The 26,372-nt window shown below is 63.3% G+C and carries 31 protein-coding genes and 1 riboswitch; of the genes, 18 read left to right on the top strand and 13 right to left on the bottom strand.

The window, feature by feature from the left end; all coding sequences use genetic code 11:
* Positions 1 to 55: 55 nt before the first annotated feature.
* Together G4G27_RS19510 and G4G27_RS19515 are read right to left on the bottom strand one after the other, a co-directional pair.
* The gene (locus G4G27_RS19510; RefSeq protein ID WP_183110174.1) at positions 56 to 226 is read right to left on the bottom strand and encodes a hypothetical protein; all 171 of its coding nucleotides are present in this window, start codon (positions 224 to 226) and stop codon (positions 56 to 58) included.
* A gap of 17 nt (positions 227 to 243) precedes the next feature.
* Positions 244 to 2,103: an ABC transporter ATP-binding protein/permease gene (locus tag G4G27_RS19515; protein WP_183110175.1), complete on the bottom strand. Its 1,860-nt coding sequence runs from the start codon at positions 2,101 to 2,103 to the stop codon at positions 244 to 246.
* Between the two features lie 116 nt (positions 2,104 to 2,219).
* Between G4G27_RS19515 and G4G27_RS19520 the strand changes: the two genes are divergently transcribed.
* Both G4G27_RS19520 and G4G27_RS19525 read left to right on the top strand, forming a co-directional pair.
* Entirely contained in the window at positions 2,220 to 2,453 is a 234-nt protein-coding gene (locus G4G27_RS19520; RefSeq protein WP_183110176.1) for a hypothetical protein, read from the top strand.
* 60 nt (positions 2,454 to 2,513) lie between these two features.
* Complete coding sequence (locus tag G4G27_RS19525; protein ID WP_183110177.1) at positions 2,514 to 2,927, top strand: hypothetical protein; 414 nt, start codon at positions 2,514 to 2,516, stop codon at positions 2,925 to 2,927.
* Here G4G27_RS19525 and G4G27_RS19530 read toward each other — a convergent pair.
* From G4G27_RS19530 to crtY, 6 genes are all read right to left on the bottom strand, one after another.
* Positions 2,900 to 3,133 carry a hypothetical protein gene (locus G4G27_RS19530; protein WP_183110178.1) on the bottom strand — a complete coding sequence of 78 codons (234 nt, stop codon included), beginning with the start codon at positions 3,131 to 3,133 and terminating at the stop codon, positions 2,900 to 2,902. The two genes, G4G27_RS19525 and G4G27_RS19530, sit on opposite strands and share 28 nt — an antisense overlap.
* Positions 3,134 to 3,204: 71 nt before the next feature.
* Positions 3,205 to 4,155 (bottom strand): phytoene/squalene synthase family protein, encoded by a 951-nt coding sequence (locus tag G4G27_RS19535; protein ID WP_183110179.1) that lies wholly within the window; start codon positions 4,153 to 4,155, stop codon positions 3,205 to 3,207.
* A 49-nt stretch (positions 4,156 to 4,204) separates the two neighbouring features.
* On the bottom strand, positions 4,205 to 4,786 hold the full coding sequence (locus G4G27_RS19540) for a TIGR00730 family Rossman fold protein (RefSeq protein ID WP_183110180.1): 582 nt from the start codon (positions 4,784 to 4,786) through the stop codon (positions 4,205 to 4,207).
* 3 nt (positions 4,787 to 4,789) lie between these two features.
* Positions 4,790 to 5,233 (bottom strand): T6SS immunity protein Tdi1 domain-containing protein, encoded by a 444-nt coding sequence (locus G4G27_RS19545; RefSeq protein ID WP_183110181.1) that lies wholly within the window; start codon positions 5,231 to 5,233, stop codon positions 4,790 to 4,792.
* Positions 5,230 to 6,714 (bottom strand): phytoene desaturase, encoded by a 1,485-nt coding sequence (locus G4G27_RS19550; protein WP_183113916.1) that lies wholly within the window; start codon positions 6,712 to 6,714, stop codon positions 5,230 to 5,232. Before G4G27_RS19550 ends, G4G27_RS19545 begins: the two co-directional genes overlap by 4 nt.
* A 5-nt stretch (positions 6,715 to 6,719) precedes the next feature.
* On the bottom strand, positions 6,720 to 7,895 hold the full coding sequence (gene crtY, locus G4G27_RS19555) for a lycopene beta-cyclase CrtY (protein WP_183110182.1): 1,176 nt from the start codon (positions 7,893 to 7,895) through the stop codon (positions 6,720 to 6,722).
* A gap of 172 nt (positions 7,896 to 8,067) precedes the next feature.
* Here crtY and G4G27_RS19560 point away from each other — a divergent pair, with 172 nt between their 5' ends.
* The gene (locus G4G27_RS19560) at positions 8,068 to 8,913 is read left to right on the top strand and encodes a hypothetical protein (RefSeq protein ID WP_183110183.1); all 846 of its coding nucleotides are present in this window, start codon (positions 8,068 to 8,070) and stop codon (positions 8,911 to 8,913) included.
* A 16-nt stretch (positions 8,914 to 8,929) separates the two neighbouring features.
* Here G4G27_RS19560 and G4G27_RS19565 read toward each other — a convergent pair whose 3' ends face one another.
* On the bottom strand, positions 8,930 to 9,541 hold the full coding sequence (locus G4G27_RS19565; RefSeq protein WP_183110184.1) for a glutathione binding-like protein: 612 nt from the start codon (positions 9,539 to 9,541) through the stop codon (positions 8,930 to 8,932).
* Between the two features lie 85 nt (positions 9,542 to 9,626).
* Here G4G27_RS19565 and G4G27_RS19570 point away from each other — a divergent pair, with 85 nt between their 5' ends.
* The 10 genes from G4G27_RS19570 (at position 9,627) to G4G27_RS19615 (ending at position 19,892) form a co-directional block, all read left to right on the top strand.
* Positions 9,627 to 10,229: a TetR/AcrR family transcriptional regulator gene (locus G4G27_RS19570; RefSeq protein ID WP_183110185.1), complete on the top strand. Its 603-nt coding sequence runs from the start codon at positions 9,627 to 9,629 to the stop codon at positions 10,227 to 10,229.
* A 32-nt stretch (positions 10,230 to 10,261) separates the two neighbouring features.
* On the top strand, positions 10,262 to 10,990 hold the full coding sequence (locus G4G27_RS19575) for a sterol desaturase family protein (protein ID WP_183110186.1): 729 nt from the start codon (positions 10,262 to 10,264) through the stop codon (positions 10,988 to 10,990).
* Complete coding sequence (locus G4G27_RS19580) at positions 10,977 to 11,462, top strand: DUF2141 domain-containing protein (protein ID WP_244624428.1); 486 nt, start codon at positions 10,977 to 10,979, stop codon at positions 11,460 to 11,462. Before G4G27_RS19575 ends, G4G27_RS19580 begins: the two co-directional genes overlap by 14 nt.
* 125 nt (positions 11,463 to 11,587) lie before the next feature.
* A complete protein-coding gene (locus tag G4G27_RS19585) occupies positions 11,588 to 12,463 on the top strand; it encodes a MipA/OmpV family protein (RefSeq protein WP_183110187.1) in 876 nt (291 codons plus the stop codon).
* A 197-nt stretch (positions 12,464 to 12,660) separates the two neighbouring features.
* Positions 12,661 to 13,626 carry a ferritin-like domain-containing protein gene (locus G4G27_RS19590; RefSeq protein ID WP_183110188.1) on the top strand — a complete coding sequence of 322 codons (966 nt, stop codon included), beginning with the start codon at positions 12,661 to 12,663 and terminating at the stop codon, positions 13,624 to 13,626.
* 34 nt (positions 13,627 to 13,660) lie between these two features.
* A complete protein-coding gene (locus G4G27_RS19595; protein ID WP_183110189.1) occupies positions 13,661 to 14,674 on the top strand; it encodes a ferritin-like domain-containing protein in 1,014 nt (337 codons plus the stop codon).
* A gap of 285 nt (positions 14,675 to 14,959) precedes the next feature.
* Positions 14,960 to 15,949, top strand: a complete 990-nt coding sequence (locus G4G27_RS19600) for a ferritin-like domain-containing protein (protein ID WP_183110190.1) — start codon at positions 14,960 to 14,962, stop codon at positions 15,947 to 15,949.
* Positions 15,950 to 16,014: 65 nt separating this feature from the next.
* Positions 16,015 to 17,064: a ferritin-like domain-containing protein gene (locus G4G27_RS19605; protein WP_183110191.1), complete on the top strand. Its 1,050-nt coding sequence runs from the start codon at positions 16,015 to 16,017 to the stop codon at positions 17,062 to 17,064.
* A 156-nt stretch (positions 17,065 to 17,220) separates the two neighbouring features.
* Positions 17,221 to 17,328, top strand: a riboswitch (TPP riboswitch).
* Positions 17,329 to 17,371: 43 nt separating this feature from the next.
* Complete coding sequence (gene thiC / locus G4G27_RS19610; protein WP_183110192.1) at positions 17,372 to 19,282, top strand: phosphomethylpyrimidine synthase ThiC; 1,911 nt, start codon at positions 17,372 to 17,374, stop codon at positions 19,280 to 19,282.
* A 100-nt stretch (positions 19,283 to 19,382) separates the two neighbouring features.
* Positions 19,383 to 19,892, top strand: coding sequence for a 2'-5' RNA ligase family protein (locus G4G27_RS19615; protein WP_183110193.1), 510 nt, complete (start codon positions 19,383 to 19,385; stop codon positions 19,890 to 19,892).
* A gap of 441 nt (positions 19,893 to 20,333) precedes the next feature.
* On the opposite strand, the gene G4G27_RS19620 is transcribed toward G4G27_RS19615, so the two are convergent.
* Positions 20,334 to 21,014, bottom strand: coding sequence for a hypothetical protein (locus G4G27_RS19620; protein ID WP_183110194.1), 681 nt, complete (start codon positions 21,012 to 21,014; stop codon positions 20,334 to 20,336).
* Between the two features lie 183 nt (positions 21,015 to 21,197).
* Between G4G27_RS19620 and G4G27_RS19625 the strand changes: the two genes are divergently transcribed.
* The 5 genes from G4G27_RS19625 (at position 21,198) to G4G27_RS19645 (ending at position 24,477) form a co-directional block, all read left to right on the top strand.
* On the top strand, positions 21,198 to 21,599 hold the full coding sequence (locus G4G27_RS19625) for a VOC family protein (RefSeq protein WP_183110195.1): 402 nt from the start codon (positions 21,198 to 21,200) through the stop codon (positions 21,597 to 21,599).
* Between the two features lie 165 nt (positions 21,600 to 21,764).
* Positions 21,765 to 22,907, top strand: coding sequence for an alpha/beta hydrolase (locus G4G27_RS19630; protein ID WP_183110196.1), 1,143 nt, complete (start codon positions 21,765 to 21,767; stop codon positions 22,905 to 22,907).
* A gap of 117 nt (positions 22,908 to 23,024) precedes the next feature.
* Positions 23,025 to 23,888, top strand: a complete 864-nt coding sequence (locus G4G27_RS19635; RefSeq protein ID WP_183110197.1) for an NAD(P)H-binding protein — start codon at positions 23,025 to 23,027, stop codon at positions 23,886 to 23,888.
* 89 nt (positions 23,889 to 23,977) lie between these two features.
* A complete protein-coding gene (locus G4G27_RS19640; protein WP_183110198.1) occupies positions 23,978 to 24,181 on the top strand; it encodes a hypothetical protein in 204 nt (67 codons plus the stop codon).
* The gene (locus tag G4G27_RS19645; protein WP_183110199.1) at positions 24,181 to 24,477 is read left to right on the top strand and encodes a helix-turn-helix transcriptional regulator; all 297 of its coding nucleotides are present in this window, start codon (positions 24,181 to 24,183) and stop codon (positions 24,475 to 24,477) included. The genes G4G27_RS19640 and G4G27_RS19645 overlap by 1 nt, the downstream gene beginning before the upstream one ends.
* A 150-nt stretch (positions 24,478 to 24,627) precedes the next feature.
* On the opposite strand, the gene G4G27_RS19650 is transcribed toward G4G27_RS19645, so the two are convergent.
* The 3 genes from G4G27_RS19650 to ung all read right to left on the bottom strand — a co-directional run bounded on the left by G4G27_RS19650 (position 24,628) and on the right by ung (position 26,324).
* On the bottom strand, positions 24,628 to 25,083 hold the full coding sequence (locus G4G27_RS19650) for a pyridoxamine 5'-phosphate oxidase family protein (RefSeq protein WP_183110200.1): 456 nt from the start codon (positions 25,081 to 25,083) through the stop codon (positions 24,628 to 24,630).
* A gap of 72 nt (positions 25,084 to 25,155) precedes the next feature.
* Positions 25,156 to 25,578 carry a VOC family protein gene (locus G4G27_RS19655; protein ID WP_183110201.1) on the bottom strand — a complete coding sequence of 141 codons (423 nt, stop codon included), beginning with the start codon at positions 25,576 to 25,578 and terminating at the stop codon, positions 25,156 to 25,158.
* A gap of 44 nt (positions 25,579 to 25,622) precedes the next feature.
* Positions 25,623 to 26,324 (bottom strand): uracil-DNA glycosylase, encoded by a 702-nt coding sequence (gene ung, locus G4G27_RS19660; protein ID WP_183110202.1) that lies wholly within the window; start codon positions 26,322 to 26,324, stop codon positions 25,623 to 25,625.
* Between the last annotated feature and the right edge of the window lie 48 nt (positions 26,325 to 26,372).

Genomic DNA, 26,372 nt, shown 5'->3' on the forward strand with positions numbered 1-26,372 from the left:
CCCCTATTCGCGGGCAAGCGAGCGCGACGCAAGCGGGCTCGAGCCGAAACCATGATCATTTCCGCGGGATCAGTGGCGACGAGAAACTGCCATTGATGGTGTTGCCGTCGAGCTGGTTGGTGCCATAGCTGCCGAGTGTGGCGCCGCCATTGACCAGCAACCCGGTCGCATTGGCGGTGACCGTCGTGTTACCAACGCGCGCGGTGACCCCGGGTCCATTGATCATCATGGCATGCCCGGTTGCTATTCCGCCGCCATCCCTTGTTGGGCAGCGTCCTGCTCCTCGGCGCGCTCCTGCGCCTGGCGGTTCCACATCTCGGCATACAGACCGCCCTTGCGCAGCAGCTTTGCGTGATTGCCGCGCTCGACCACCTGACCCGCCTCAAGCACGACGATCTCGTCGGCATTGATCACCGTCGACAGGCGATGGGCGATGACGATTGTCGTGCGGCGCGCGGAAATCGCTTCCAGCGTGTCCTGAATCTCGCCCTCGGTGCGGCTGTCGAGCGCGCTGGTCGCCTCGTCGAGAATCAGGATCGGCGGGTTCTTGAGCAAGGTGCGGGCGATCGCCACGCGCTGCTTCTCGCCGCCCGACAATTTCAGCCCGCGCTCGCCGACGCGCGTGTGGTATCCATCGCTCTGGCCCTCAATGAACCCTGCAATCGCCGCGCCACGTGCCGCGGTCTCGATTTCGTCCTGGCCGGCGCCCTCCCGGCCATAGGCGATATTGTAACCGATCGTGTCGTTGAACAGCACCGTGTCTTGCGGCACGATACCGATCGCGGCGCGTAGGCTCGCCTGGGTGACTTGCGAGATATCCTGGTCGTCAATCGTGATGCGCCCGCCGGTCAGGTCGTAAAAGCGGTACATCAGCCGTGCGAGCGTCGACTTGCCGGCGCCCGATGGCCCGACCACCGCCAATGTATGCCCGGCCGGAATATTGAGGTCGATGCCCTTGAGAATTACACGCCCGCCATTTTCGGCATCATCATAGCCGAAGCGCACGTCCTCGAACCGCACATGCCCTTTGCTTACGACCAAAGCCGTCGCGCCGGGTACATCGACCACTTCCGACGGTGTGTCGATCAGGTCGAACATCGCGCCCATGTCGATAACCCCCTGGCGGATCGTGCGATAAACCATGCCGAGCAGGTCGAGCGGGCGGAACAATTGCGCGAGCAGAGTCGAGACGAGCACCACATTGCCGGCGGTGAAGCGTCCGCTGCTCCATCCCCACACGATCAGGCCCATACCGAACGCCATCATCAGGTTGGTGATCAGCGCTTGGCCGATATTGAGCCAGGCGAGCGAATTCTCACTGCGCACCGCCGCGCCGGCATAAGCCGCCATTGCACCATCATAGCGTTTAGCCTCGCGCTCCTCGGCACCGAAATATTTGACGGTTTCGAAATTGAGCAATGAATCGACCGCATGGCTGACCGCGCCGGTGTCGAGATCGTTCATCTGCGTGCGCAGCGCCGCGCGCCAGTCGGTCACCGCGCGGGTGAAGGCGATATAGACGACGACCATGATCAGCGTCGCCGTCACCAACCAGCCGCCGAACTTGGTCCAGAAGATGCCGACCACCATGGCCAGTTCGAGCACCGTCGGCGCGATGTTGAAGAGCAGGAAATAAAGCATCGTATCGATGCTCTTGGTACCGCGCTCGACCACCTTGGTGACGGCGCCGGTGCGCCGCTCGAGATGGAAGCGCAGCGATAATTGGTGCAGATGGCGAAATACCGTCGCGGCAAGCCGCCGCGTCGCATCCTGGCCGACGCGTTCGAACACGGTGTTGCGCAGGTTGTCGAACAGTACCGAGCCGAAGCGCGCAGCGGCGTAACCGATGACCAGAGCGAGGATCAGCGTGGTCGCGCTGCGATCGCCCCCCGCTGACCCTTGGCCCATACCATCAACCGCGCCCTGCAGCGCAAACGGCGCGCCATAGACCTGGACCACTTTCGACACCACGACCAGCGACATGGCCAGCACGATACGCACGCGCAGCGCGGGCGAGTCGGCCGGCCAGAGATAGGGCAGGAACCGCCTGAGCGTCGGCAGGAGCGGACGCTCTTTGGAAGTCGGTTCGGTCATGGGAGGCATAGCAAGAACATGTAGGCCGCCTGCGCGTCTCATAAAAGGTCAATCCCCCGAGAATTCATTTCACGGAACAAGAGAGTCGTCTCATCGATTTAACTTGCCTGTACGGGAGAAGAGACATGGAACCCTTGTTCTACGTCATGGCGATCATGGGATGTGCGGACGGCAGCGCGAATTGCGCCGAGGCCCGGGTCGAGCCGGCGCGTTATGAAACGATCCAGCAATGCCAGGCGGCGATGCCAGCCGCACTCGGCCGTAACAGCGATATCGATTATCCGGTGGTCAGCGCCGCATGCCGCGCGAATGGCCAGCGCATGGTCCGGAACAAAGATCATCGCGGCACTCAGGGCTGATTGGCTGCCACGCATCGAAATGATACGAGTCCCCATCGTTCGTGCGCTGGGGGCTTTGTCATGAAGAAGTTGCTGGGCACCGTTCTCGGTGCGATAGCCGCGATCACGATCGTTTCGCTGGCCGACTGGTTCGCCGGGACGCTGTATCCCTTGTCGGGTGAACTCGACAGCGCCGATCCGGACACGACCGCCGCGATTATCGCCGGCATGCCGCTCCCTGCGAAGCTGCTTATCGTGTTCGGCTGGTTTCTCGCCGCATTCACCGGCGCGTGGCTGGCGCTCAGGGTTTCGGATTGGCGCTGGTCCGGCTGGATCGTCGCGGTGCTGGTCGTCGCCGGCGGTATCGTCAACATCCTGCTGCTGCCGCATCCCTTATGGATGCAGGGCTGTGCGATCGTCCTGCCATTGCTCGGTGGATGGATCGCCGGGCGGCTCCACCATAAACCCTATCCCGGCGAGCCGTTACTCGGCTGAACGCGGCGCGGTTCGATCTGCCCGGCTTCCATTGGGAGCGACCAGCGGATCTGGTCACGCAGCAAGGCTTCGAGATCCTGCGCGCCGACATTATGCGCAGCGGCGCGTTTGCGCAGCAACGCCGCGAGCAGCGCCGCCCGACTGGGCGGTTCTGGTCGTGCGGCGCGCCCCTGCGCAAGCGCGCGGGACAGGCGGAGGGAGAGCATGGTCACCGCCAGAGCGATGCAGTGTGCGAGTAAGTGATTGGTGATCAACCAGAGTTAGCGCGATCTTCACCTTATCGACGGGGCCGCGTCCATAAGGCCGGGTCACGTGGAACGGGTGGGTAGAGCGCGCGGCGCCGCAACGCTTCACCCAAGGCACGGCTGATGAACCCGATCTTCGCTGAAGTCGATGTCGTTACCCGGTGGTCCCAGGCATGCTCGCCGCGCGCCGCGACCGCGCGTCCGATCGCGCCATAGATTCCTGCCGCCGCCAGTACGGCCCAGGCCGATCGCAGGTCGAGTCTGGTCGTGCCGATCCGCGCGCTTGCCTCGAACGCCGCGGCGCGATCGGCCAGCCGTTGTGTCAGGATTGCCAGCCGCGACCGGAATGGCGGTTTCATGTGCTGGCCTGGCGGCATGTCCATCTCGACCAGCCATTCTTCGGGCACATAACAGCGCCCGACTCGATCATCTTCTTCGATATCGCGTGCGATATTGGCGAGCTGGAACGCCATGCCCAGGTCGCAGGCGCGGTCGAGCGTCGCCTCGTCGTCCGGCGAAACACCCATGATCACCGCCATCATGCAGCCGACGACGCCCGCGACATGATAGCAATATTTATAGAGATCGGCCTCCGACCGCGGTCGCCAGTCGCGCGCGTCGAGCGCGAAACCCTCGATCAGGTCGCGCGCGAAACCGTGCGGCAGGCACGTCTCCGCCGCGACGATACGCAGCGCGTCGAAGGCGGGATCGCCGACCCATTCACCCGCCAGCGCGGCTTCGGTCATCGCGCGGACCCGGACGAGCCGTTCGGGCGCGTCGGCCACGACGCTCATACCGTGGCCATGATCCTGTCCATCGGCGATATCGTCGCACGCCCGGCACCAGGCATAGAGCAACCAGGCGCGTTCGCGCGTCGGGCGGTTGAACAATTTGCTGGCAGCGGCGAAACTCTTCGATCCGCGTGCGATCGATTCCTGCGCGGTGGCGACGATTGCGTCGCGTGTGGGGAGGGCTGCGGTCATCTCATACACCGTCCCGCGAAAGGGAAGGCTCGTAGTGGCGAGGCTTCACTCACAGATCGGACGCGCTCATCTTGGTGATCGCCTCGATCGGCTGGCTCTTAGCCATCCTGGCCAGCAGCGCTTCGATTCCGGTATCGACGATCAGCAAACCCTGATGCTGCGGCCGCAGGAAACCGACCTCGCCCATCTTGCGGTAAAAGGCGATGAGATGGTCGTAATAGCCCGCGACATTGAGCAACCCGATCGGCTTGGCATGATAGCCGATCTGCGCCCAGCTCATCGCTTCCCAGAGTTCGTCCATCGTGCCGGTCCCGCCGGGCAGATTGACGAAGCCGTCGGACAGGTCGGTGAACGCCTGTTTGCGCTGGTGCATCGTCTCGACGATATGCAGTTCAGTGCAGCCGCGATGCGCGACCTCGATATCGACCAGTGCCTGGGTGATGATGCCGATCACCTCGCCGCCCGCCGCCAGCGCGCTGTCGGCGACTGCACCCATCAGCCCGAGCCGCCCGCCACCATAGACAACACCGATGCCGCGCTCGGCGAGCAGGCGGCCGACCGCACGCGCGGACTCGATATAGACCGGGTCGGCCGGCGTGGCAGAGCCACAATAGATGGCAAGACGCTTCATGATTTAATCGACAACTTTCAGGGTAAAGGATGCGCCTTCGGGCAGATGGCGCGTCTGGCGTTCGACATCACCGGTCCAGCCGACAACTTCTGCAATCGGCAGGATACAGAGATTCTCCGGCGCATAATCGCCTTGCAGCAAGGCATGCGGCTTCAGCGAGTAACATCTTCCCTCTCCGGGAGGGCCCAGGCGCTGATGCGCGGCAGCAACCAGAACGGCGGCATCCCAGGTGAACCGGACGTTCTCATCTGAGAAATATCGTGCCAGTCCGGAATCATCGTCCGCGATTCGATTCAACTCACGCATTTCGGGATCGAGATACCAAAAGGCGCCGGCTTCGTCCTTGACGACGAGATGCCCGAACGGGCTTGTGGCCGTAACCTGCGCGGGCGCAACTCCTGTCCAGCCCCAATGCTCGCGCACGACTTCGACCAGCGCGGGGGTCACCGCGCACTCTCCAGCATTAGTGCAGCCGTCGCCTTGGCGCTGCCGACCACGCCCGGAATCCCCGCACCTGGATGCGTCCCCGCGCCGACGAAATAGAGGTTCGGGATATGATCGTCGCGATTGTGCACGCGGAACCAGGCGCTCTGCGTCAGGATCGGCTCCAGGCTGAACGCGCTACCGAGATGCGCGTTGAGATCCGCTGCGAAATCGTTCGGCGCATAATGGAATTTGGTCACGATCCGCTCATGGATGTCGGGGATCAGCCGCCGCCCCACTTCGTCCAGGATGCGTTTTTCGAGGATCGGCCCGATCTCCTCCCAATCGACCGGGAACTTGCCCATGTGCGGCACCGGGGCCAGCGCATAGAAAGTCGAATGCCCCTCCGGCGCGAGGCTCGGATCAGTGACCGTCGGGTGATGGAGGTAGAGCGAGAAGTCCTCCGGCAGGATGCCGGTATCGTACAGGTCGGCGAGCAGGCCCTTATAACGCGGCCCGAACAGGATCATGTGATGCGGAATCCCCGGCCATGTGCCCTTGATCCCGAAATGCACGACGAACAGCGAAGGTGAATAGCGTTTGCGTTCGAGCTTCGCCTTGGTCCGCTGCGCGCTGCGCGAGGTTTTCAGCAGGTCGCGATAGATGTGCATCACATCGCCATTGCACGCGATCATATCGGCGGTGCCGACCCAGCCGGCTTTTGTGGTCACGCCGGTCGCGCGATCGCCCAGCGTCTCGATGCTGGTCACCGGATCGTCGAGCCGGAGCTTGCCGCCGAGCCGCTCGAAATGCGTCACCATGCCGGCGATCAGCTGGTTGGTGCCGCCCATCGCGAACCACACGCCGCCGTCGCGTTCCAGCTTGTGGATCAACGCATAGATCGCGCTTGTGGTCATCGGATTGCCTCCGACCAGCAGCGTGTGGAACGACAGCGCCTGGCGCAGATGCTCGTCCTTCACGAAGCTCGACACGATTGAATAGACCGACCGCCAGGCCTGATATTTGGCCAAAGCCGGTGCCGCCTTGATCATCGAGGCGAAGTCGAGAAACGCGACATGGCCGAGCTTCTCATATCCTTCCTTGAACACGCCGGCCGAGTAATCGAGGAACTTGCGATATCCCGCAACATCCTCGGGATTGAGCTTGGCGATTTCGGCGTTCAGCACCTGATCGTTGTTGGTGTAATCGAAGCTGACGCCATCGGGCCAGTTGAGCCGGTAGAAGGGCGATACCGGAGCGAGCGTGACGTCCTCGGCCATGTCGCGCCCGGTCAGCGCCCATAATTCCTGCAGGCACGGCGGGTCGGTGATGACGGTCGGCCCGGCATCGAAGGTGAAGCCGTCCTTCTCCCAGACATAGGCACGCCCGCCGGCCTTGTCGCGTGCCTCGACGATGGTCGTGTCCACGCCCGCCGATTGTAAGCGGATGCCAAGCGCGAGACCACCGAATCCGGCGCCGATGATGATGGCGGAGCGTGGCGGCATGCTGCTCATCGATTCGTCCGGGGCCGGCCGCCCAAAATAGCGTTGATCGCGCGGCCGATCGGCACCGGTGGCTTGCCGGTCAATATACGCGCCTTATCGGTCATGGTCGAACGTCCTGCATAAAAGCGGCCTATAAGCGCTGGCGACAGCCGATAGAAGCGTTCGAGAATGCGGTAGCGTTCCGCCGGCTCCGCGGCGCGGAACAACATCTTGTCGAGCATGCGATAGAAGCCACGCTCACGCCATCGCGCCCGGGCATAACGATATGTCAGATCGTGCAGTGCGCTGCCCGACAGGTCGGTTGATTCAGCGACCAGTGCGGCAAGCCGCACTGCATCGGGTAATGAATAGCCCGTGGTCGGATGGAACAGCCCTGCGCGCATGCCGGTCTTGGCCACCTTGTTGCCGCCCGATCGCCAATATTCCTCGAAATCGCCGCCCATCGCGACCGGCAAGACGCCCGTTTCTTCGCGCACGACATGATCCACCTGCCAGCCTCTGCCATCGACATAGGAGTCGATCCGGACGCCTAGGGCCGCGCGATCGATGGCCGGGTCGTCGCTGTAATACGTGTCCTCGACGAACATTCGCGTCGCGGCGAAGGGCAGGCAATAGACGAAGCGATAACCATCGAGCTGCTCGATCGTGGCATCCATCACCATCGGTCGCATCAGCTCGTGGGGCGCGACCATGTCGAATTCGCGCCCAAGGAACTTCTGCCAGCCGAGATCGAGCAGCCCGAGATCACCCGGTCCGCGCGCGTCGATTACGCCTTTCGCCTCGACCCGGTCGCCGTCCGCCAGCACGATCGCGCGCGGGCTGGCGCCGAGCACCTTGCGGCCCATCATCAGCGCGCCTTCGGGTAGCGCCGCGCGAACCACTGCGTCGAGCCGCTCGGACTCGATCGAATAATAGGGGTTGGCCAGCGTTCGGGCATGACCGGGAAAGGCGACGTCGTAGGATTTCCAGCCGTGGCAGATCAGCGGCGCAACGATCCCGCGGTCACTATCGGCAACATCGCTGGCGAAGAACGACCAGACATGATTGCCGCCGATTCGTGAGCTCTCCTCGACGATCCGCACATCGAGTTCGGGATGCCGGCGCTTCAGCGCCAGCGCCATCAAACCGCCGGCGAGTCCCGCGCCGACGATCGCTACATCGCACGGAATGATCGTCGCCATGGATCAGCGCCTAACCGATCCACGCCCCTGCGCAAGCGCGGAATTGGGCGGTGTGGTGATGTGGCCACTACTGCCGTTACGGCGCGCGTGGCGGCTCGTGCCCGTAACTTGGCTTGCCGCATGCTGTGCCGATGCTAGGAATTGCATCTGGGAGGCTTTGGGGGAGACGGCGATGCGACGGTTCGGGCTCGAAGCATTGGCTCTGGCCGCCACGGTATTGGCCCCAGCGGCGCATGCCGACAAACCCGATATGCCGGCACATGCCGGAGAGGCAAGCAAGCCACCGACCATCCAGACCGCCGATCTCGCCGCAGTTGCCGCCCGTGGTGCGGAGATCTACGCCTTCGACCAGGCGGCCTGGCACACCACCGATGCGATGCTGGCGCGCAAGCTGCCTCAGGACGTCATGCGCGCGATCCGCGGCTGGGTGGTCGAGCCGGCGGGCGACCTGTTGACCGTGACCTATTACGGGCTGAACGACGCGACGCCCTATGCGATCTATGTCGCCGATTATCGCGATGGGAAGATACTCAACGACCGCGTACCCGATACGGACGGCGATCGCAGTCTGTCGGCACAAGCGGTGCGCATGGCGGCGGCGCATGATGTGGCGGTCGCGCAACCCTTTGGCGCCTGTGTCGAGCGGCCCTTCAACACCGTTACCTTGCCGCCCCGTCCGGGCAGCGGGACCATTCCGGTCTATCTGCTCACCCCGATGCTGAAACGCGACGCTTATCCCGCTGGCGGCCATCATGAGGTCGATATCGGTCCTGACGGCAAGCTGCTGGCGGTGCGGGATTTCAGCAAAAGCTGCCTGACGCTCGACAGCCCGCCTGATACGAAGGGCTTATGGATGACGCATTTGCTCGATCCACATCCCACCGAGATGCATGTCTATCTCTCGCTCTGGTCGGGCAAGCCGGTGTTTGTCGGCACCCCGGACGATGCTGTGTGGAGCGTCAACGGCACCAGGATCGTGAAAATGGACCCGAAAAAGGGCGGCGCGAAAGAGAAGTAACGCCGCCCTTTTCGGTTCATGCTGCCTGGAGCAGCGGCATCTCGGTTGCCATCGCGCGGGCGACCGAGGGCCGGGTCCGCATCTTCGTGCGCCACGCTTCGAGCACCGGCCAGATCTTGATCGGCACCCCGGCATATTCGCACCAGTTGAGCACTGCGAGCAGATAGGCATCGGCAACACTGAACCTGCCGATCAGAAAATCCTGCCCCTTGAGCTGCTGCGAGAGCAAGTCGAAACGCTTGGGCAACATGCCCAGGGCCCAGTCCCGTGCGCCCCGGCTCGACTTCTTGGTCATCAATGGCGAGAAGACGCCCTTGTGCACCTCGGTCGCGACGAAGTTGAGCCAGCGCATCATCTGATAACGCGCCTCGGTATAGGGCGCCGGCGCGAGCACGCCCTCGGCGGCGAGATCGGCGATATAGGTCAGCACCACCGTGCCCTCGCTCAGCACGATGCCGCCCGTCTCCAGCGCCGGGACATAATCCATTGGACTGATCGCCGAGAAGGGGCGGCCATCGGGCAAGACCTGGCCCGGCACGACCTGGATGAACTCGGCCTCGAGCTCAGCTTCCTCGATCGCGATGCGCGTCGCGAGCGAGCAGGCGAAGGGAACGAAATACAGCTTCATGGCGGCCTCCCGGGGCTTGGTTGATTTCTGTACCATTTCGCATAATATAAAGCGCGTCAATGATTCTTTGCGAAATGGTACATAATTGTCCGAGTCCCCTGCCGATATTCCCAAAGGCCGATCACGCGGCCGCCCGCGTGGCTTCGATCCCGAGATCGCGCTGAAGGCGGCGAGCGAGCGCTTCCGCACCCAGGGCTATGCCGCGACTTCGCTCGATGATCTGGTCGATGCGACGGGCCTGGCGCGACCAAGCCTCTATGCGGCGTTCGGCGACAAGCGCGCGATCTATCTGGCGGCGCTGGCGCGTGTCTATGATCGCGCCGAACGCGGTTTCAATGCGATCGCGGCACAACAACTTGGTGTCCGCACGCTGGTCGAAATCATGCTGATGTTCACTATCGACGGCTATCTGTCGGGCGAGAAGGGGCCATCGGGCTGCCTCGCGGTTAGCACCGCGAGCACGGAATCGGCGTCGGACCCTCAGGTGCGCGAGGCACTCGCCAGGTTCCTCGCGATGGAGGATCGCCGGATCGAGGAATTGCTCACCGCGGCCGGCAGCATGCGTCCGGCGGCCGATGCGCGGATCGTCGCCTCGGTCATCCACTCGCTTAGTGTCCGTGCGCGGGCCGGCGCGCCACGCGAAGCGCTCGAACAGATCGCGATGGACTGTGCCGCGCTGATCGCGTGACGGATATGCTCAGCCGTCTATAAGGGCACGGCATGACCGTCTTTCTCGCCATCCTGCTTTCCGCCGTCGCCATGACGGTGATCGTCGGCGTGCGGTATCTGATCGTCAGCGGCGGCTTCGCACTGGCCACCCGCTGGCGCTCGCCAGGCCTTTATACCGGCCTCGACCCGCAAATCCGGCGCGAGATATCATGGAGCCTCGCGTCCGCGGCAATCTATGGCGTCCCGGCGGGGATCGTCGCCTGGGGCTGGCAGAATCGCGGCTGGACCTTGATCTACAGCGACATCCACGTCTGGCCGCTCTGGTATCTGCCCCTGTCAGTGCTGCTTTATCTTTTCGCGCACGACACCTGGTTCTATTGGACGCATCGCTGGATGCACCGGCCACGACCGTTCCGTATCGCCCATGCCGTCCACCATGCCAGCCGCCCGCCCACCGCCTGGGCGGCGATGGCGTTCCATCCGTACGAGGCGCTGACCGGCGCTGTGGTAATTCCGCTACTGGTCGTCCTGATTCCGATCCATATTGCCGCCCTCGGGCTGGTGCTGACGATCATGACCGTTATGGGGGTCACCAACCATATGGGCTGGGAAATTTTCCCGCGCTTCATGTGGCGGGGGCCGGTGGGGGCCTGGCTCATCACCGCCAGCCATCATCAACGGCACCATGAACAGTATAAATGCAATTATGGGCTTTATTTCCGGTTCTGGGATCGGATCTGTGGCACCGACCGGGGGGTTGGACATTTTGGCAAACGATAAGGGTAAGACCATCGCACTTGCACACCGTTTCGCCACCCGGCGATTGGCACGACGGCTTGGCGCCGCCCTGGTTCTCGCAAGTATGTTGCCCGGCGCGATGCCGGTCGCCGACCTGCATGTCGATATCGCCAAGTTGCGTTCGACCAAGGGCATGCTGCGCATTTGCCTGACCGCCGATCCGAAGAATTTCCCCGCATGCCTCGATGACGCCCGCGCGGTGACTCGCTCGGTCCGTGCCGATGCGCCGGCGATCCTGTTCGCCGGGCTGCCGCGCGGCGACTATGCGGTCGCCGTGATCCATGACGAGAATGGTAACAAGAAGCTCGACACATTTGTCGGCATTCCGCGCGAAGGTTTCGGCTTCTCGCGCAACCCGGCGATCGGCTTTGGTCCGCCACGCTTTTCGGCGGCGCAATTCACGCTCACCGGCAACGCCGACGAACAGCAGATCAGGATGAAGTATCTCCTCTGACATTTGCTGAAACCCGCTCTTCCGGGAGTTTTCACGCAAGCCTCAAGCGCGGTGCAGCGGAGCCAAAGCGGCAAGCGGTGCGTTGCCCCCGATGGAATCATTTCACCCCGGAGCCGCCTGTGTCATTGAAAAACAGTATTTTTCTGTCCGTTGCCCTGTTGTCGCCCATCGTCGCGGCGCCCGCTTTGGCGCAGGATTCGACCCCGGCCGCCAATCCCGCATCCTCCGAGCCGGAGGTCGTCACCGGTGGCGACAGCCTCTCGATCGCGATCGGCGTCGGCACCATCCCTAGCTATGAGGGCTCGGATACCAACCGCATCGTGCCCATCGGGGTCGTTCGCGGCTCGCTGTCGGGCATCAACTTCATCACGCGCGGCACGCAGCTGTTCGTCGATGTCGTACCCAATGATCCGGGACCTGGCTTCGATTTCGAACTTGGTCCGGTGGTCGGCGCCAATTTCAACCGCAACAGCATCAAGCGAATCGACGACCCGCGCGTCGGCGCGCTTGGCACGCGCAAGACCGCGATCGAGGTCGGCGGCTATCTCGGCATCGGCAAGACCGGCCTGATCACCAGCGACTATGACAAGCTCTCGTTCAGCGTTTCGTACATTCGGGACGTGAACAACGCCCATAAAAGCTATCTGATCACGCCGCAGCTGGATTACGGCACGCCGCTCAGCCGCAAGGCCTATGTCGGCATCTCGGCGAATGCGACCTATGCCGGCGACGGCTATGCGCAGACCTATTTCAGCGTCGATGCCCCCGGTTCGCTGGCCAGCACGCTGCCCCAATACAGCGCGGGCAAGGGGTGGAAGAATTATTCGATCTCCGGCCTCGCGACTTATTCGCTGACCGGCGACCTGACTCACGGCCTGTCTCTAATCGGCGGCGTTTCCTATTCGCGATTGCTCAACGACTTTGCCGAAAGCCCGGTGACGCGCATCGCCGGCGACCGCAACCAGTGGCTGGGCGCGATCGGGATCGGCTACACCTTCTAGAAATATTCGCACCGATCAGAATTATTTAATCGGCCGCGCATCCGGGCAACCGGCGCGGCCGTATCTGTTTTTGCAAATGTTCCAATGATTTGCCTCGTGCCGTCCGCTCGGCGCGAATGCTTACGCTTGCGAGCAGAAACCGACGCCTGAAGACCCACGACGCACAGCGGGACAAATCTAGAGGGAGGCCCAAGCCGATGACCGAGACAAGTCAGCAACTGATCGAGGCGTTCGACGCCAGGGTCGATCGGCGCAACGAGCGCCGGGAGTTCTTCAAAACGGCATTCGGCGCCGCGGCGGTGGCCGGCGCGGGCGTTTCGGCGCTGACGCTGGCCGGCACGGCCACGGCGCAAAGCGTGACCGATGCCGATGTGCTCAATTTCGCGCTCAACCTCGAATATCTCGAAGCGCAATTCTACAATTACGCCGTGTTCGGTACCGGGCTTGCTGCGGCCAGCCTGACCGGCACGGGCACTCAGGGCGCGGTGACCGGCGGCCGGGCGGTGTCATTCACTGATCCGCTGGTCGCGCAATATGCCAAGGAAATCGCGCTCGACGAACGTGCGCATGTCGAATTCCTGCGTACGCAACTCGGTGGCGCGGCCGTGGCCCAGCCGGCGATCGATATCGGCGTCACGCCGACCAGCGCGTTCAGCAACGCGGCGCGAGCCGCCGGGCTGATCGGCCCCGGCGCCGCCTTCGACGTTTATGCGACCGATGAGAATTTCCTGCTCGGCGCGTTCATCTTCGAGGATGTCGGTGTCACCGCCTATAAGGGCGCGGCGCCGCTGATCAGCAACAAGGCCTATCTCGAGGCCGCCGCCGGATTGCTCGCGGTGGAGGCATATCATGCCTCGCTGGTGCGCACCGTGCTTTATGCAAAGGGTATCGCGACGCCGTCGCTGCGCACTTCGGCGGATGCGATCTCCGCCGCCCGTGACAGCCTGGATGGCACCAGCGATCTCGATCAGGGCATCTCCCCGGAAACCGTTGGCGGGTTGGTGCAATCCAACATCGTGCCGCTCGACGGCAACGGTATCGCGTTCAGCCGGACGACGGGCCAGGTGCTCAACATCGTTTATCTGACCAACACCGCCGCCGCGATGGGGGGCTTTTTCCCCGCCGGCGTCAACGGGACGATCAGGACCAGCGCCGCGAACTGATCCGCGCGCAGCCCGTCCTTAAGGGAGATATCCGATGCAACATAGTGAAACGCTTCTTCAGGTCATCGAAGCCAGTGACCGCCGCCGTGACGAACGGCGCAAATTCATCCAATATGCCGGCGGCGGCGCGCTCGCGCTGGGCGCCACCTCGCTGCTGTCCGCGTGCGGCGGCGGCAACAATAGTGGCGCGGTGACGCCTGCGCCGTCACCGACGCCGACCCCGTCACCGACCTCGACCGCCCCGATTGGCGATGCCGACATTCTCAACTTCGCGCTCAACCTCGAATATCTCGAGGCGCAATTCTATTCCTACGCCGCATTCGGCACTGGCCTTCCGGCGACGATGCTGGGCGGCACCGGGCGGCAGGGTGCGGCGACCGGTGGGCAGAAAGTGACCTTTACCGATCCCGTGGTCGAACAATATGCCCGTGAAATCGCCCGCGATGAGATCGCCCATGTCGCTTTTCTGCGGAGTGCGCTCGGCACCGCAGCGGTCGCGCAACCCGGTATCGACATTTCGGGCGCGGCGGACGGTCCCTTCACCGCCGCGGCACGCGCGGCTGGTGTGGTCGGGGCTACCGGCGTGTTCAACCCTTATGCCAGCGACGAGAATTTCCTACTCGGCGCGTTCATCTTCGAAGATGTCGGGGTGACCGCGTACAAGGGCGCGTCGCCGCTCTTGACCAGCAAGGTCTATCTCGAGGCCGCCGCCGGTATCCTCGCGGCGGAGGCCTATCATGCCGGCCTGGTCCGCACCGTGCTTTATGCCAAGGGTATGAACACCGCGATGCTGCGCACCGCGGCGGGGCAGATCTCCAATGCGCGCGATAGCCTCGATGGCCCGAGCGACGACGACCAGGGCATCGTCAACGCGGGCGACGCGACGCAGTCGAACATCGTGCCGACCGATAGCGACGGTCTTGCCTTTAGCCGGACACCGGGGGCGGTACTCAACATCGTCTATTTGACCAAGGCGGCGACGGTCGGCGGCGGTTTCTTCCCGGGCGGCGTCAACGGCCGGATCGCCACGAGCACCGCGCAACCCTGATCCGCCCCGATCATCACACACTCTCCCTGGCCGCGCGTGCGAACGCGCGGCCCTTTTTTTGGCGCGAGGTAAAAGCCGGGATGCGGGATCGCCCTGGCCAAAACGTCATATAATCAATTGATCGGCATCGTATCTGGTTGCGCTGGTTGAATGGATCAGCCAGTGTCGCGCCATGTTTGGGGGCGACACCGGACCATCGTAACGGATGTAATCGCAGCTATTGCCCAAAGACCCGCCAGCCATCACAGCGCGCCTGTAAAAGTATCAAAGGGAAGGTTCGTGCCCATGACCGACACAAATGAGCAATTGATCGAGGCACTCGATGCCCACACCGAACGGCGCAATGACCGGCGTGAATTCTTCAAGGCGGCGCTCGGCGCGGCGGCGGTCGCGGGCGCCGGTGCCTCGGCGATCACGCTTGGCGGCATCGCCACGGCACAAGGCCTCACCGATACGGATTGGTTCAACTTCGCGCTCAACCTGGAATATCTCGAGGCGCAATTCTACAGCTATGCGGCGTTCGGCACGGGGCTGGCGAACGCCGACCTGGCTCCCGGCTCGGCCTCTACTACCACGCAGGGCGCGGTCACCGGCGGCGCTCAGGTGTCCTTCGCCGATCCGCTCGTCGCGCAATATGCCAAGGAAATCGCCCAGGACAAGATCGCCCATGTCCGGTTCCTGCGCACCACGCTCAGCGGGGCTCAGGTCGCGCAGCCGGCGATCGACATCGGCGTTACTCCGACCAGCGCGTTCAGCAAATTGGCGCAGGCCGCCAGCGTGGTCGGTGCAGGGACTGGCTTCAATGTCTATGCCAATGACGAGAATTTCCTGCTCGGCGCCTTCATGCTCGCGGATGTCGGTGTCACCGCGTACAAGGGTCTGACACCGCTGCTCACCAACGCGAACGACCTCGCTGCCGTCGCCGGTATCCTCGCGACCAAGGCGTATCACGCATCCACCATCCGTACCGTGCTTTATGCCAAGGGCGCGACCACGGCGTCGCTGCGCACCAATGCCGATGCGATCTCCAATGCGCGCGATGTGCTCGACGGTGCCGGCGCCACCAGGGAGTTCGACCAGGGCATCTCGCCGACCGGCACCGGTACGACTCTTCAGTCGAACATTACGCCGCTCGACGGCAACGGTCTCGCCTTCAGCCGGACGACGGGCCAGGTACTCAATATCGTCTATCTGACATCGGCTTCGGTCACGGCCGGCGGTTTTTACCCCGCCGGCCTTAACGGCACGATCCGGACGAGCACGGCGAGCACCTAACTTTGCCGTCGATCCGAGCGTCCGAGCGTCCGAGCGATTATACAGAATTCAGGGGAGTTGACCCGATGACCGATACCGAAAAGCTGATCAATATTCTCGAAGCCGGCGAAACGCACGGCGCCGAGCGTCGCGTGTTCCTCCGGCGCGCCAGCGGCGTTGCCCTGGCGGCGGGTGCCAGCTCGCTGCTCGCCGCCTGCGGCGGCGGCGATGATAGCACGCCGACCCCGACGCCAACCGCGACCGGCACGCCGACTCCAACCCCGACCTCGACCTCGACCAGCACACCGGCGGCAACCGACGCCGATGTGCTGAACTTCGCGCTCAATCTCGAATATCTCCTGGCGCAATTCTATCAATTCGCCGCCAATGGCGCTGGCCTTGCCGCCACGCTGATCACTGGTAGCGGCACTGCCGGTGCCGCGACCGGTGGACGCCAGGTGACTTTCACCGATCCGCTGGTGCAGCAATATGCCAAGGAGATCGCGGCCGACAAACTGGCGCATGTGACATTCCTGCGCTCCGTGCTCGGCACGGCGGTGGCCGCGCAGCCGGCGATCGACATCGGCGTCACCGCAACCAGCGCGTTCAGCAAACTGGCGCAAAACGCCGGTGTGGTCGGCGCGGGTGCCGCCTTCGACGTCTACGCCAATGACGCGAATTTCCTGCTTGGCGCGTTCATGTTGGCGGATGTCGGCGTCACCGCGTACCGGGGCGGTGCCGGCCTGATCGGCAGCAAGACCTATATCGAGGCAGCGGCGGGCATACTCGCGGCGCATGCCTATCATGCCGGCCTGATCCGCACCGTCTTGTATCAAAAGGGCGTCGCCACGCCGAGCCTGCGCACCGATGCGGGCAAGATCTCCGACGCGCGCGACGCGCTGGACGGCACCGGCACCGGCGCTGACAAGGACCAGGGCATCACCGGCGATGCGACCACCGCGAACATCACCCCCGCCGACGCTGACGGCCTCGCCTTCTCGCGTACCCTCGGACAAGTGCTCAACATTGCCTATCTCAACCCGGCGTCGGTGGTCGGCGGCGGTTTCTTCACCGCCGGCCTCAACGGCACAATCAAGACCAGCAGCTTGAACGGCGTGGGTCCGACCGGATTCTGACGACACGCTGATCGTTTCTCCCTGGCCGCGCGGTAGCCCGCGCGGCCTTTTCTTTGCCCGCCTTCTTTGTGCGTCGTTCGGCTCGGGTTCTTCGCTGACCGTAAATGGCAATCCGACACGGCCGTGCTTCCCTTACTGCGACGATGTGCTAGACCATGGCCATCCCCGGGGGGCTGCGCCTGAGCAGCTGAGATATGGCTGATGCCATGACCCGCCGAACCTGATCCGGTTAAAGCCGGCGGAGGGAGGGAGCGGCATTCGCCTCGCGAAATCCGTGTCCTCGCTCCGAACATTTGGAGCGAACACCATGGCCGACATTCCCGCCCGCACCGAAATTGGCGTTACGACAGGCCCCATTCGCGGCTCACGCAAAATCCATGTCGGACCGTTGCGCGTTGCGATGCGAGAGATTGTGCTCGACCCAAGCTGCGACGAACCGCCTTTGCGCGTCTATGACACCAGCGGCCCGTACACCGACCCCAAGGCGCTGATCGATATCAATGCCGGCCTGGGCCAGCTGCGTCGCGACTGGATTGTCGCGCGCGGCGATGTGGAAGAATATGACGCGCGCGAGATCCGCCCGGAGGATAACGGTCTTTCCGGCCCCGATCGCTCGGCGGGGGTCCCGCAATTCCCCAATGTCGTGAAGCGCCCGCTGCGCGCCAAGGCCGGCCACAACGTCAGCCAGATGCATTACGCCCGGCGCGGCATCGTCACGCCCGAAATGGAATATGTCGCGATCCGCGAAAATATGGGCCGCGCGCAGATGAAGGAAGCGCTGATCCGCGACGGCCAGGATTTCGGCGCGTCGATCCCCGATTACGTCACCCCCGAATTCGTCCGGGATGAGGTCGCGCGCGGCCGCGCGATCATCCCCAACAATATCAACCACCCCGAATCCGAACCGATGGCGATCGGCCGCAACTTCCTGGTCAAGATCAACGCCAATATCGGCAACAGCGCCGTCGCCTCAAACGTGGCGAACGAAGTCGACAAGATGGTCTGGTCGATCCGCTGGGGCGCGGACACGGTGATGGATTTGTCCACCGGCCGCAACATCCACGACACACGCGAATGGATCATCCGCAACTCGCCCGTGCCGATCGGCACCGTGCCGATCTACCAGGCGCTCGAAAAGGTCGGCGGCGTGGCCGAGGATCTGACCTGGGAAATCTTCCGCGACACGCTGATCGAACAGGCCGAACAGGGCGTGGATTATTTCACCATCCATGCCGGCGTGCGCCTCGCTTACATCCCGATGACCGCGAAGCGCGTCACCGGCATCGTCAGCCGCGGCGGCAGCATCATGGCGAAATGGTGCCTCAGCCACCATAAGGAAAGCTTCCTCTACGAACGCTTCGACGAGATTACCGAGATCATGAAGGCGTACGACATCGCCTATTCATTGGGCGATGGTCTGCGCCCCGGCAGCATCGCCGACGCCAATGACGAAGCACAGTTCAGCGAACTCTACACGCTCGGCGAACTCACCCACCGCGCTTGGAAGAGTGACGTGCAGGTGATGATCGAAGGCCCCGGCCATGTGCCGATGCACAAGATCAAGGAGAATATGGACAAGCAGCTCGAGGTCTGCGGAGAGGCGCCCTTCTACACACTCGGGCCGCTCACCACCGACATCGCGCCGGGTTACGACCATATCACCAGCGGCATCGGCGCAGCGATGATCGGCTGGTACGGCACCGCGATGCTTTGCTACGTCACACCGAAGGAACATCTGGGGCTGCCGGATCGCGATGACGTGAAGGTCGGCGTGGTCACCTACAAGCTTGCCGCCCATGCCGCCGATCTGGCGAAGGGCCACCCGGCCTCGAAGATGCGCGACGACGCCCTGTCTCGCGCCCGCTTCGAATTCCGCTGGCGCGACCAGTTCAACCTGTCGCTCGATCCCGACACGGCGGAGCAATATCACGACCAGACCTTGCCCGCCGAAGGCGCCAAGACCGCGCATTTCTGCTCGATGTGCGGCCCGAAATTCTGCTCGATGAAGATCACCCAGGAAGTCCGCGACTTCGCCGCGAAGCAGAACCAGCCGGCGGATGCGTTCATCGCGGCGGACGGTGACGCGGCGCAGGGTGCTGACGCGGCGCGGTCGGTCTTTGCCAATCCGGCTGCGCTGGCTGAGGCCGAAAAGGGCATGGCTGAGATGAGTGAGGTGTTCAAAGAGAAGGGCGGGGAGATTTATCTGCCAGCGGAGTGACGATGGGGAGTGGTTAGGCGAGTTTTACTAACGCCGGAATATGTCGCGGCGCCCAGCGACCGCGCCTCCCCCATCATACTCTCATCTGCTACGCTTCCCTATGCGCGCCCGTAACCCGCTCTACATCATGGCCAAGCCGTCGCACGAAGCGCAGGCGCAGATCATCGCGCTCGCCCGCAACGATCCCGGCCGCGGTGCGGACCTGCTCCACGTCACCCTGGTATCGCTGTTCGACCTTCATTACGCGCCGCCCGAATGGCTCCCCGCGGTGATCGCCGCGCTCGACAGCATCGACGCCCCGGCCTTCCCGCTTGCCTTCGACCGGATCGAGAACCGCAAGGCCGTCACGCTGCGCACCCGCGCGCCGCTGGCCGAGGCCCGCGCATTCCAGGCGGCGTTGGTCCGTCATCTCCTCGAACGCAAGGCGCCGATGATGCTCGGCACCACGCCCGAACCGCACGTGACGATCAACTATCGCGGCGACCGGCTCGGCAGCCAGAAGATCGCGTCGATTGGCTGGACGGTTGAGGAAATCCTGCTGGTTGAGAGCATTGTCGGCCAGACCACGCATGTCGAACACGGCCGCTGGCGACTTCGTGGTGCCGACTGATGCCCACGCCCGTGTCACCCCTGTCTTCCGGAATAGGTCTCGCCGCAGTATTTGCATGCCGCGATCGAGATCGGATTACGATGACGCTCCTCTTAATTCCCCTGGGCATTTGCACTTTGACTACATCTCTTTGAGTGAGGCACGGGCAGAGCCAGGCTGGTCTTAATAATCAGTAAAATCAATAGGATGGCTCGCGCGTCTCGTGCCGAAGATATACAACGTAGGGTGTCCCATATCTCCTCCCTTCCCCAATCGCGCGGCTCGATTCAGGCGCTGCTAAATTGCCGCTATCGCAGCACGCATGGAAACGCGGCCCTCAAGTTTCAAACTTCCCTCTGTCTGTCAGCTCACGGCAACGGAACACTTGATTCCCGGTGGCAGCCCGAAGTCGCGATGACTGCGCATCGATTGCCCCGCGTCCGGCAAAATCTGCGGACGGCACTATTGCTGCGGCGTATCCCTCAGCGCGGCCAGCCTGGCGCGATAGTCGGCCAACAGCCTAGGATCGTCATCATCACCATGCTGCGTGATGAAGGCGGTCAATGCGCGTCGATATTCATCGCGAAACTCCGCATTGTCCGGCGCGGCCGCCAGCTTCGCCGCCGCGGTTTCGACCGGCGCGCGATCCTCCTCGATCTGGTGTTTCCGGCCATAGGACGATCGGTCGACCATGATCGCGATATTGCGCGGAAAGCCGGGCACATATTTGACCGTAAACCGCTCGCCCTCGGGCGGGATCAATATCTGGTTGCGCCATGGATAGATCGATGCCGACATGGTGTCGAAGCTGGTCTCGACATCGCGCCCGTCCGCGGTTCGCACCACGGCCTCGTAATACCAGATCGGATTGTCGTTCAGCGTCGAACTGGTTTCCTCGGAGTGGACGATCACCGCGCTGCCGACCGTCCCGGCGGCATTGAGGAAGATCGCGTTCACCGCCGACCCGAAAAAGGGGCTCAGCGCGCCCAACACGAAGCCGGGTATACCGAGGAACAGCCACCCGCTCCAGCCGGTCAGTCTGGTCAGCAGCGCGCCGATCATGAACGCGGTCAGCGGATAGAGCGGCAGGGCGAGAAAAGGATGCTGGCTGAGGAAATAAAGGACCGCCGAAACTGCACCCATCCCACGTCCTCCTACACCGTCGCGACACTGCCAGCCCTATGGTCACGGCGTCTGCGGGGGTCAATTCGGATCGCGGCCCGGACGGGAATTCGGTCTTGCCGGTGGCTCGCTTCGCCCGCGCCATCGGTCAAAAAATCGCTATCGGGCCTGATAAAGAAGAAATGGTCGTGCTAGAAATCGGCCATGCCCCATCTCGCCCATATTGCCCTGGTCGTCCGCGACTATGACGAAGCGCTCGCTTTCTATGTCGGCAAGCTCGGTTTCACCCTGGTCGAGGACACCTATCAACCTGCGCAGGACAAGCGCTGGGTCACTATCCGCCCGCCCGGCGCGGCCGAGGATGCGACCACCATCCTGCTCGCCCGCGCATCGCAGCCGGTGCAGGAGGCCTTTATCGGCGATCAGGCCGGCGGCCGCGTCTTCCTGTTCCTTGCCACCGACGATTTCACGCGCGATCATGCCGCCTTCACCGCTGCCGGGGTGGAATGGGTGCGCGACCCCGCGACCTATGACTATGGGACCGTCGCGGTGTTCAGGGACCTCTACGGTAATTTGTGGGATCTCGTGCAGTTCGCCGATCGGTGATTCAGCAACAGCGCCGATCATGGCGATGTGGGTGGAAAAGTACCGCTCAGACCGCCCGCCGCGCTGCCGTCTGACTCAGCGCGCGACCCGTATCATCGAATTGGTGCCAACCCGGATTGACGTCGGGCGGTCACCACGGTTTCATCTGACCAGGGGGTTCCCGATTTGCAACGTGCCATTCGAATCTGGTTGACCGTCGCGGCGGCGTTGGCGCTGTCGGGTTGTTATGGCCACGTCTTCCCGACCGCCGGGCGCTTTATCTATGCGGACGACCGGACGGCTGCCGCTCCGGCCGACGCGGCAGTCTTTGTCGATCCCAATGGCAGCTTTTATCCGACCGGCTGGTGCGGCTATTTCGGGTCGCGCGCGCAACCATGCGACATCTGGCGCGGGCCGCGCCGGTGGAAGGCCGCCAGCCTGTTGGGCGAAACCTATCTTCAGCCAAACCCCGGCTTCCGCGCGCTGATCGAATCCGACGAGAAGCGGCAATTGGAGCAGGTCCGCGCCCTGGCCAGCGGCAAAAAGCGCCTCTTCGTTCTGATCCATGGCTATAACAACACCGTTGCCGAGACCGACCCGCCGTTCAACGAGATCAAGGCCATGCTCGATCTGCGGCCCGATGACGGCGTGCTGCGCTTCTACTGGGATGGCCTGACCGCCAAGGGCATCTTCGGGGCGAAGATCTGGTTCAACGCGGTCGGCAACAGCCAGCTTGCCGGTTCGCGCGGTCTGCGCCGGGTGCTGGATCAGTTTCACGGCCAGGAAATCTATCTCATCGCGCACAGCCGGGGCGCCTCGGTCATCCTCTCGGCGCTGGGCGATCCGGTTTATTCCAGGGAATTTCGGGATGCGACCGACAAGGCGACCGCGGCATGGGGGGACGATTACAGGCATCTGCTGACGCCGAAACCGCCGGTCTCCGGCCGGAACAACCGCCTCCATATCCTGCTGATGGCCGCCGCGGTCGGACGGATCGATTTCTGCGACGTGAGCGAACAGGAGCGGCTCGATCGCAATCAGGGGTGCCGCAAGCTTCGCCCGCTCCCCGATGTCAAAAGCTTCCGCTACACGATCAATACCGGCGATCCGGTGTTGCGGAAGTTTCTTGGCCTGGGTTCGCGGCTCAACCCTACGACCTTCGGCCTCAATCCGGAGGTCGGGCGGGCAATCGACGAAGAAGCCTATGGCGGCATGATGCGGCAATATTACACCGATCCGCCACGCATGAAGCACAGCTTTATCGGATATGTCACCGACCAGACATTTGCCCGCATGCTGGCGGACGAGGGGGTATTGAAGCCTGATTGACCCGTGTCGGCCGCGCCTTCCTGACAGCTCCTCATTGCGTGAACGGTCATCGCCGTTCCAGGAACCACGGCCCGGCCATCGCGTTGGTTGGACCTTGTCCATGGCGCGAGCGGATTCATGCACATCATCCTTGGCGGAACGGGTCATGTCGGGTCGGCGGCGGCGAAGGCGCTGCTCGCCAGGGGCGAGCCGGTCACCATTGTCGCTCGTGAGGAAGCGAAGGCGGAAGATCTGAAGCGGGCAGGGGCGAAAGTCGCAGTCGCCGATGTACTCGACACCGACGCGCTGCACCGCGTCCTCGCCACCGGCACGCGCGCTTTCCTGCTCAATCCGCCGGCCGACCCCAAGACCGATACCGATGCGCAGGAGAAGCGCACCATTGCCGCGATCCTCACCGCGCTTGACGGCGCGGGGCTGGACAAGATCGTCGCCCATTCGACTTATGGCGCGCAGGCTGGCGATCGGCTCGGCGATCTCAACACACTCTATGCGCTTGAGCAGGGCGTGAAGGCGCAAGCCATCCCCGCCGCGATTATCCGTGCCGCCTATTATTTCAGCAACTGGGACGCAGCTCTGGAAACGGCGCGCGCGGACGGCGTCGTCCACACCATGTACCCGGTCGATTTCGAACTGCCGATGGTCGCGCCACAGGATCTGGGCGAGCAGGCCGCGCGCCTGCTGACCGACGATCGCACCGGCACCTATTATGTCGAAGGGCCGGCGCGTTATTCCTCCGCCGATGTCGCCGCGGCCTTTGCCGCCGCACTGGGCACGCCGGTCAAGGCGATCGCCACGCCGCGCGATCAATGGGTCGAGGGATATAAGGCGCTCGGCTTTTCCGACCGCGCGGCCGAATCCTATGCACGAATGACCGGCATCACACTCGACGGCGATTACGAACAGCCTGATTTGCCGATCCGCGGCAAGGTGACGTTGCACGACTATATCCGGCGGCTGGTCGATGAGTCGCCCGGTGGCTGATCGAACAATTCGCCCTTGTTTTGTGTTCCCTTTTCGTTCTAATTGATGACTCACCGAACCTGCGGTGATTCGTCATCGATGGAGTTGGAATGCAGCACGATCTGCAACTGCGTGCGGCGGTGCGCGCGATCTACGACGCCTGTTATCCGTCCGAAGACTGGGCGCCGACGGGCTTCGACGAAGCGGAGCGGTACCGCACAATTCATTATCGGCAAGCGGTTGATGCGGCGCTGGAGGCGAAGGCCGTTTTGGCCAGCCCGGCCGGGCAGCTGACGCTGTTCGCGGGGCAGTGATGCGCGGCACCTGCGAGCAGCCGGGACCAATTTTCCGGCAGCAACTGGCGAAGGATCATCCGGTCGCTTCGATGATGGCGACCGGTGATCCATGGCTTCTGGCGTGGCGCGGTCAAGCGCTCGTCCGGCTCGATCAACTCGCCCGCGACACCGGCATCCCGGTCGTTCGGCTGTTCGACATCGAACGTGGCGAATCCATCACGCTGGAAGAACTCATCTCTATCGCGCGCGTGATCCACGCCGACCCTGCCGAGCTGATTGCATCATTGCCCGATCCGGCACTGCTGATCGCATAAAGTCGGCATGATCGCGACCGCTGGCGCCGATCCGTCCGGCGCGGGTGATTCAATGGCTGTGCCGGTCGTGACAGAGCCAATTCAGCGATAGCATATCGCCGGCTCTTTCTCATCAGCGGGAAACAGATCGACCGAGTTCCTGAACGACGCTCAGCCCTGGGCGCTCGCTTCGGCCTTGATCACCACCTCACCCTCGTTCTCGCCATCCCAATAATGCGCGCGCTCGCCCTGCACTTTGATCAGCACCAAGCCAGGTGTGTCGACGCCCTGCTTGAACCAACGATCGAGCCCCTTGGCCCAATGTTGTTCGAACTGCGTCTTGTCGCGGATCAGCGCCGCACTCCCTTCGATCGCGACGAAGAAGGGCCGCATGCCGAGCATTCCCGCCTTGCCCTGGAAACTCAGCGAGACCTTGGGATCGGCGGCGATGTCGGTCACCATCCGCGTATCGTCGGTGGTGAAATAGAAACTGTCGCCGTCATACTCGACGTCGCGATTATTGCTCATCGGCCGCGCCCCGATCGCGCCGCCATCGGTATGGGTGGACAGCATCGCGAAATCGATATCGCGCATGCTCTCGGCAATGTCGGACAGGCTCTTGGCCACAGCTTTCTCTCCTTCGACTCTGGAATGCCGCCAACGCCTCAAAGCCGCCTTCGCTCCGTCGAGCGCATGCGATCAGATCCAGCCCGGCGCGTGGACTACCTCCAGCTTCATGCCGTCCGGATCCTCGAAGAACACCGCATAATAGTCGCCCCAATATTGCGGATAATGCGCCGGCGCATCGAGCACCTTGATGCCGCGATCGACCAGCAGTTCGTGCAGCGCATCGACATCGGCCCGGCTTTCCGCCCGCCACGCCAGATGATGCAGCCCCGGCGCATAGCGTTCATGGCGATGTCCGCTCAGCGCCGGATCGCAGGGTTTGAGGCCGAGCGCCGCGCCACGCCCCTCGATCTTCAAATCCCATTCGCATCCGTCGTCATCATCCTTGATGCAGGCATAACCGAGGAATTCGAGTACCGGGCCATAGACGGATTTCGCCGCAGCCAGGTCGCTGACGTTCAGGTCGATGTGATGGAATGCACCGCGATTGATCATGATCACCTCCTCTGGTCATCCGGCGCTATGTCACCCGGCTCGCTTCACGCCGGAAGCGCGGGCAATGCCCAGTCGATTGGCGTCCGGCCATGTGCTTCGAGGAACGCATTCGCCTGGGAAAAGGGCCGGCTGCCGAAAAATCCGCCATAGGCCGAGAGCGGCGAGGGATGCACCGACTTCAGCACAAGGTGGCGCCCGCCGCGGTCCACGCTATCGACGAACGCAGCCTTCTTCTGCGCGTGCGACCCCCACAGCATGAATACGGTCGGCTGGTCCTGCGCATTGACCAGCCGAATCACCGCGTCGGTAAATTTCTCCCAGCCGCGTCCCTGATGCGAGGCGGCGGCGCCCATCCGCACCGTCAACACCGCATTGAGCAGCAGCACACCCTGCTGCGCCCAATGTTCGAGGAAACCATGCCGGGCCGGCGGAATGTCGAGGTCGCTCGCCAGTTCCTTGTAGATATTGACCAGCGATGGCGGCGGCCTGACGCCGGGCTTGACCGAGAAGCACAGTCCATGTGCCTGGCCCTCGCCATGATAGGGATCCTGACCGAGGATCACGACGCGCACATCCTGGAGCGGCGTCAGGTCGAGCGCGCGGAACCATTCGTCGCCACGCGGAAAGAACCGCGTCCCCGCTGCCTTTTCGGCGACCAGGAAGCTTTTCAGCTCCCGCATGTACGGGCTGTCGAATTCGGCGCGCAACGGCTCGAGCCAGGCGGGGTGCAGCTTGATATCAGGCATCGGCGCTTCTCCTCCGGGCTGTGCAGTGCCGGGGGAGCGCGCTCGCTG

Origin of the sequence: Sphingomonas sp. So64.6b (genome assembly GCF_014171475.1) — a bacterium.
Taxonomy (GTDB): Bacteria; Pseudomonadota; Alphaproteobacteria; order Sphingomonadales; family Sphingomonadaceae; genus Sphingomonas; species Sphingomonas alpina_A.

Bases quoted from the DNA above. Each gene is read 5' to 3' on its own strand.
- G4G27_RS19565 (WP_183110184.1), bottom strand. From the start codon at position 9,541: ATGAAGCTGTATTTCGTTCCCTTCGCCTGCTCGCTCGCGACGCGCATC.
- ung (WP_183110202.1), bottom strand. From the start codon at position 26,324: ATGCCTGATATCAAGCTGCACCCCGCCTGGCTCGAGCCGTTGCGCGCC.
- G4G27_RS19515 (WP_183110175.1), bottom strand. From the start codon at position 2,103: ATGCCTCCCATGACCGAACCGACTTCCAAAGAGCGTCCGCTCCTGCCG.
- G4G27_RS19540 (WP_183110180.1), bottom strand. From the start codon at position 4,786: ATGAAGCGTCTTGCCATCTATTGTGGCTCTGCCACGCCGGCCGACCCG.
- G4G27_RS19600 (WP_183110190.1), top strand. From the start codon at position 14,960: ATGACCGACACAAATGAGCAATTGATCGAGGCACTCGATGCCCACACC.
- G4G27_RS19595 (WP_183110189.1), top strand. From the start codon at position 13,661: ATGCAACATAGTGAAACGCTTCTTCAGGTCATCGAAGCCAGTGACCGC.
- G4G27_RS19550 (WP_183113916.1), bottom strand. From the start codon at position 6,714: ATGCCGCCACGCTCCGCCATCATCATCGGCGCCGGATTCGGTGGTCTC.
- G4G27_RS19520 (WP_183110176.1), top strand. From the start codon at position 2,220: ATGGAACCCTTGTTCTACGTCATGGCGATCATGGGATGTGCGGACGGC.
- G4G27_RS19655 (WP_183110201.1), bottom strand. From the start codon at position 25,578: ATGATCAATCGCGGTGCATTCCATCACATCGACCTGAACGTCAGCGAC.
- G4G27_RS19625 (WP_183110195.1), top strand. From the start codon at position 21,198: ATGCCCCATCTCGCCCATATTGCCCTGGTCGTCCGCGACTATGACGAA.
- G4G27_RS19530 (WP_183110178.1), bottom strand. From the start codon at position 3,133: ATGCTCTCCCTCCGCCTGTCCCGCGCGCTTGCGCAGGGGCGCGCCGCA.
- G4G27_RS19575 (WP_183110186.1), top strand. From the start codon at position 10,262: ATGACCGTCTTTCTCGCCATCCTGCTTTCCGCCGTCGCCATGACGGTG.
- G4G27_RS19620 (WP_183110194.1), bottom strand. From the start codon at position 21,014: ATGGGTGCAGTTTCGGCGGTCCTTTATTTCCTCAGCCAGCATCCTTTT.
- G4G27_RS19640 (WP_183110198.1), top strand. From the start codon at position 23,978: ATGCAGCACGATCTGCAACTGCGTGCGGCGGTGCGCGCGATCTACGAC.
- G4G27_RS19590 (WP_183110188.1), top strand. From the start codon at position 12,661: ATGACCGAGACAAGTCAGCAACTGATCGAGGCGTTCGACGCCAGGGTC.
- thiC (WP_183110192.1), top strand. From the start codon at position 17,372: ATGGCCGACATTCCCGCCCGCACCGAAATTGGCGTTACGACAGGCCCC.
- G4G27_RS19635 (WP_183110197.1), top strand. From the start codon at position 23,025: ATGCACATCATCCTTGGCGGAACGGGTCATGTCGGGTCGGCGGCGGCG.
- G4G27_RS19535 (WP_183110179.1), bottom strand. From the start codon at position 4,155: ATGACCGCAGCCCTCCCCACACGCGACGCAATCGTCGCCACCGCGCAG.
- G4G27_RS19525 (WP_183110177.1), top strand. From the start codon at position 2,514: ATGAAGAAGTTGCTGGGCACCGTTCTCGGTGCGATAGCCGCGATCACG.
- G4G27_RS19615 (WP_183110193.1), top strand. From the start codon at position 19,383: ATGCGCGCCCGTAACCCGCTCTACATCATGGCCAAGCCGTCGCACGAA.
- crtY (WP_183110182.1), bottom strand. From the start codon at position 7,895: ATGGCGACGATCATTCCGTGCGATGTAGCGATCGTCGGCGCGGGACTC.
- G4G27_RS19605 (WP_183110191.1), top strand. From the start codon at position 16,015: ATGACCGATACCGAAAAGCTGATCAATATTCTCGAAGCCGGCGAAACG.
- G4G27_RS19560 (WP_183110183.1), top strand. From the start codon at position 8,068: ATGCGACGGTTCGGGCTCGAAGCATTGGCTCTGGCCGCCACGGTATTG.
- G4G27_RS19510 (WP_183110174.1), bottom strand. From the start codon at position 226: ATGATCAATGGACCCGGGGTCACCGCGCGCGTTGGTAACACGACGGTC.
- G4G27_RS19645 (WP_183110199.1), top strand. From the start codon at position 24,181: ATGCGCGGCACCTGCGAGCAGCCGGGACCAATTTTCCGGCAGCAACTG.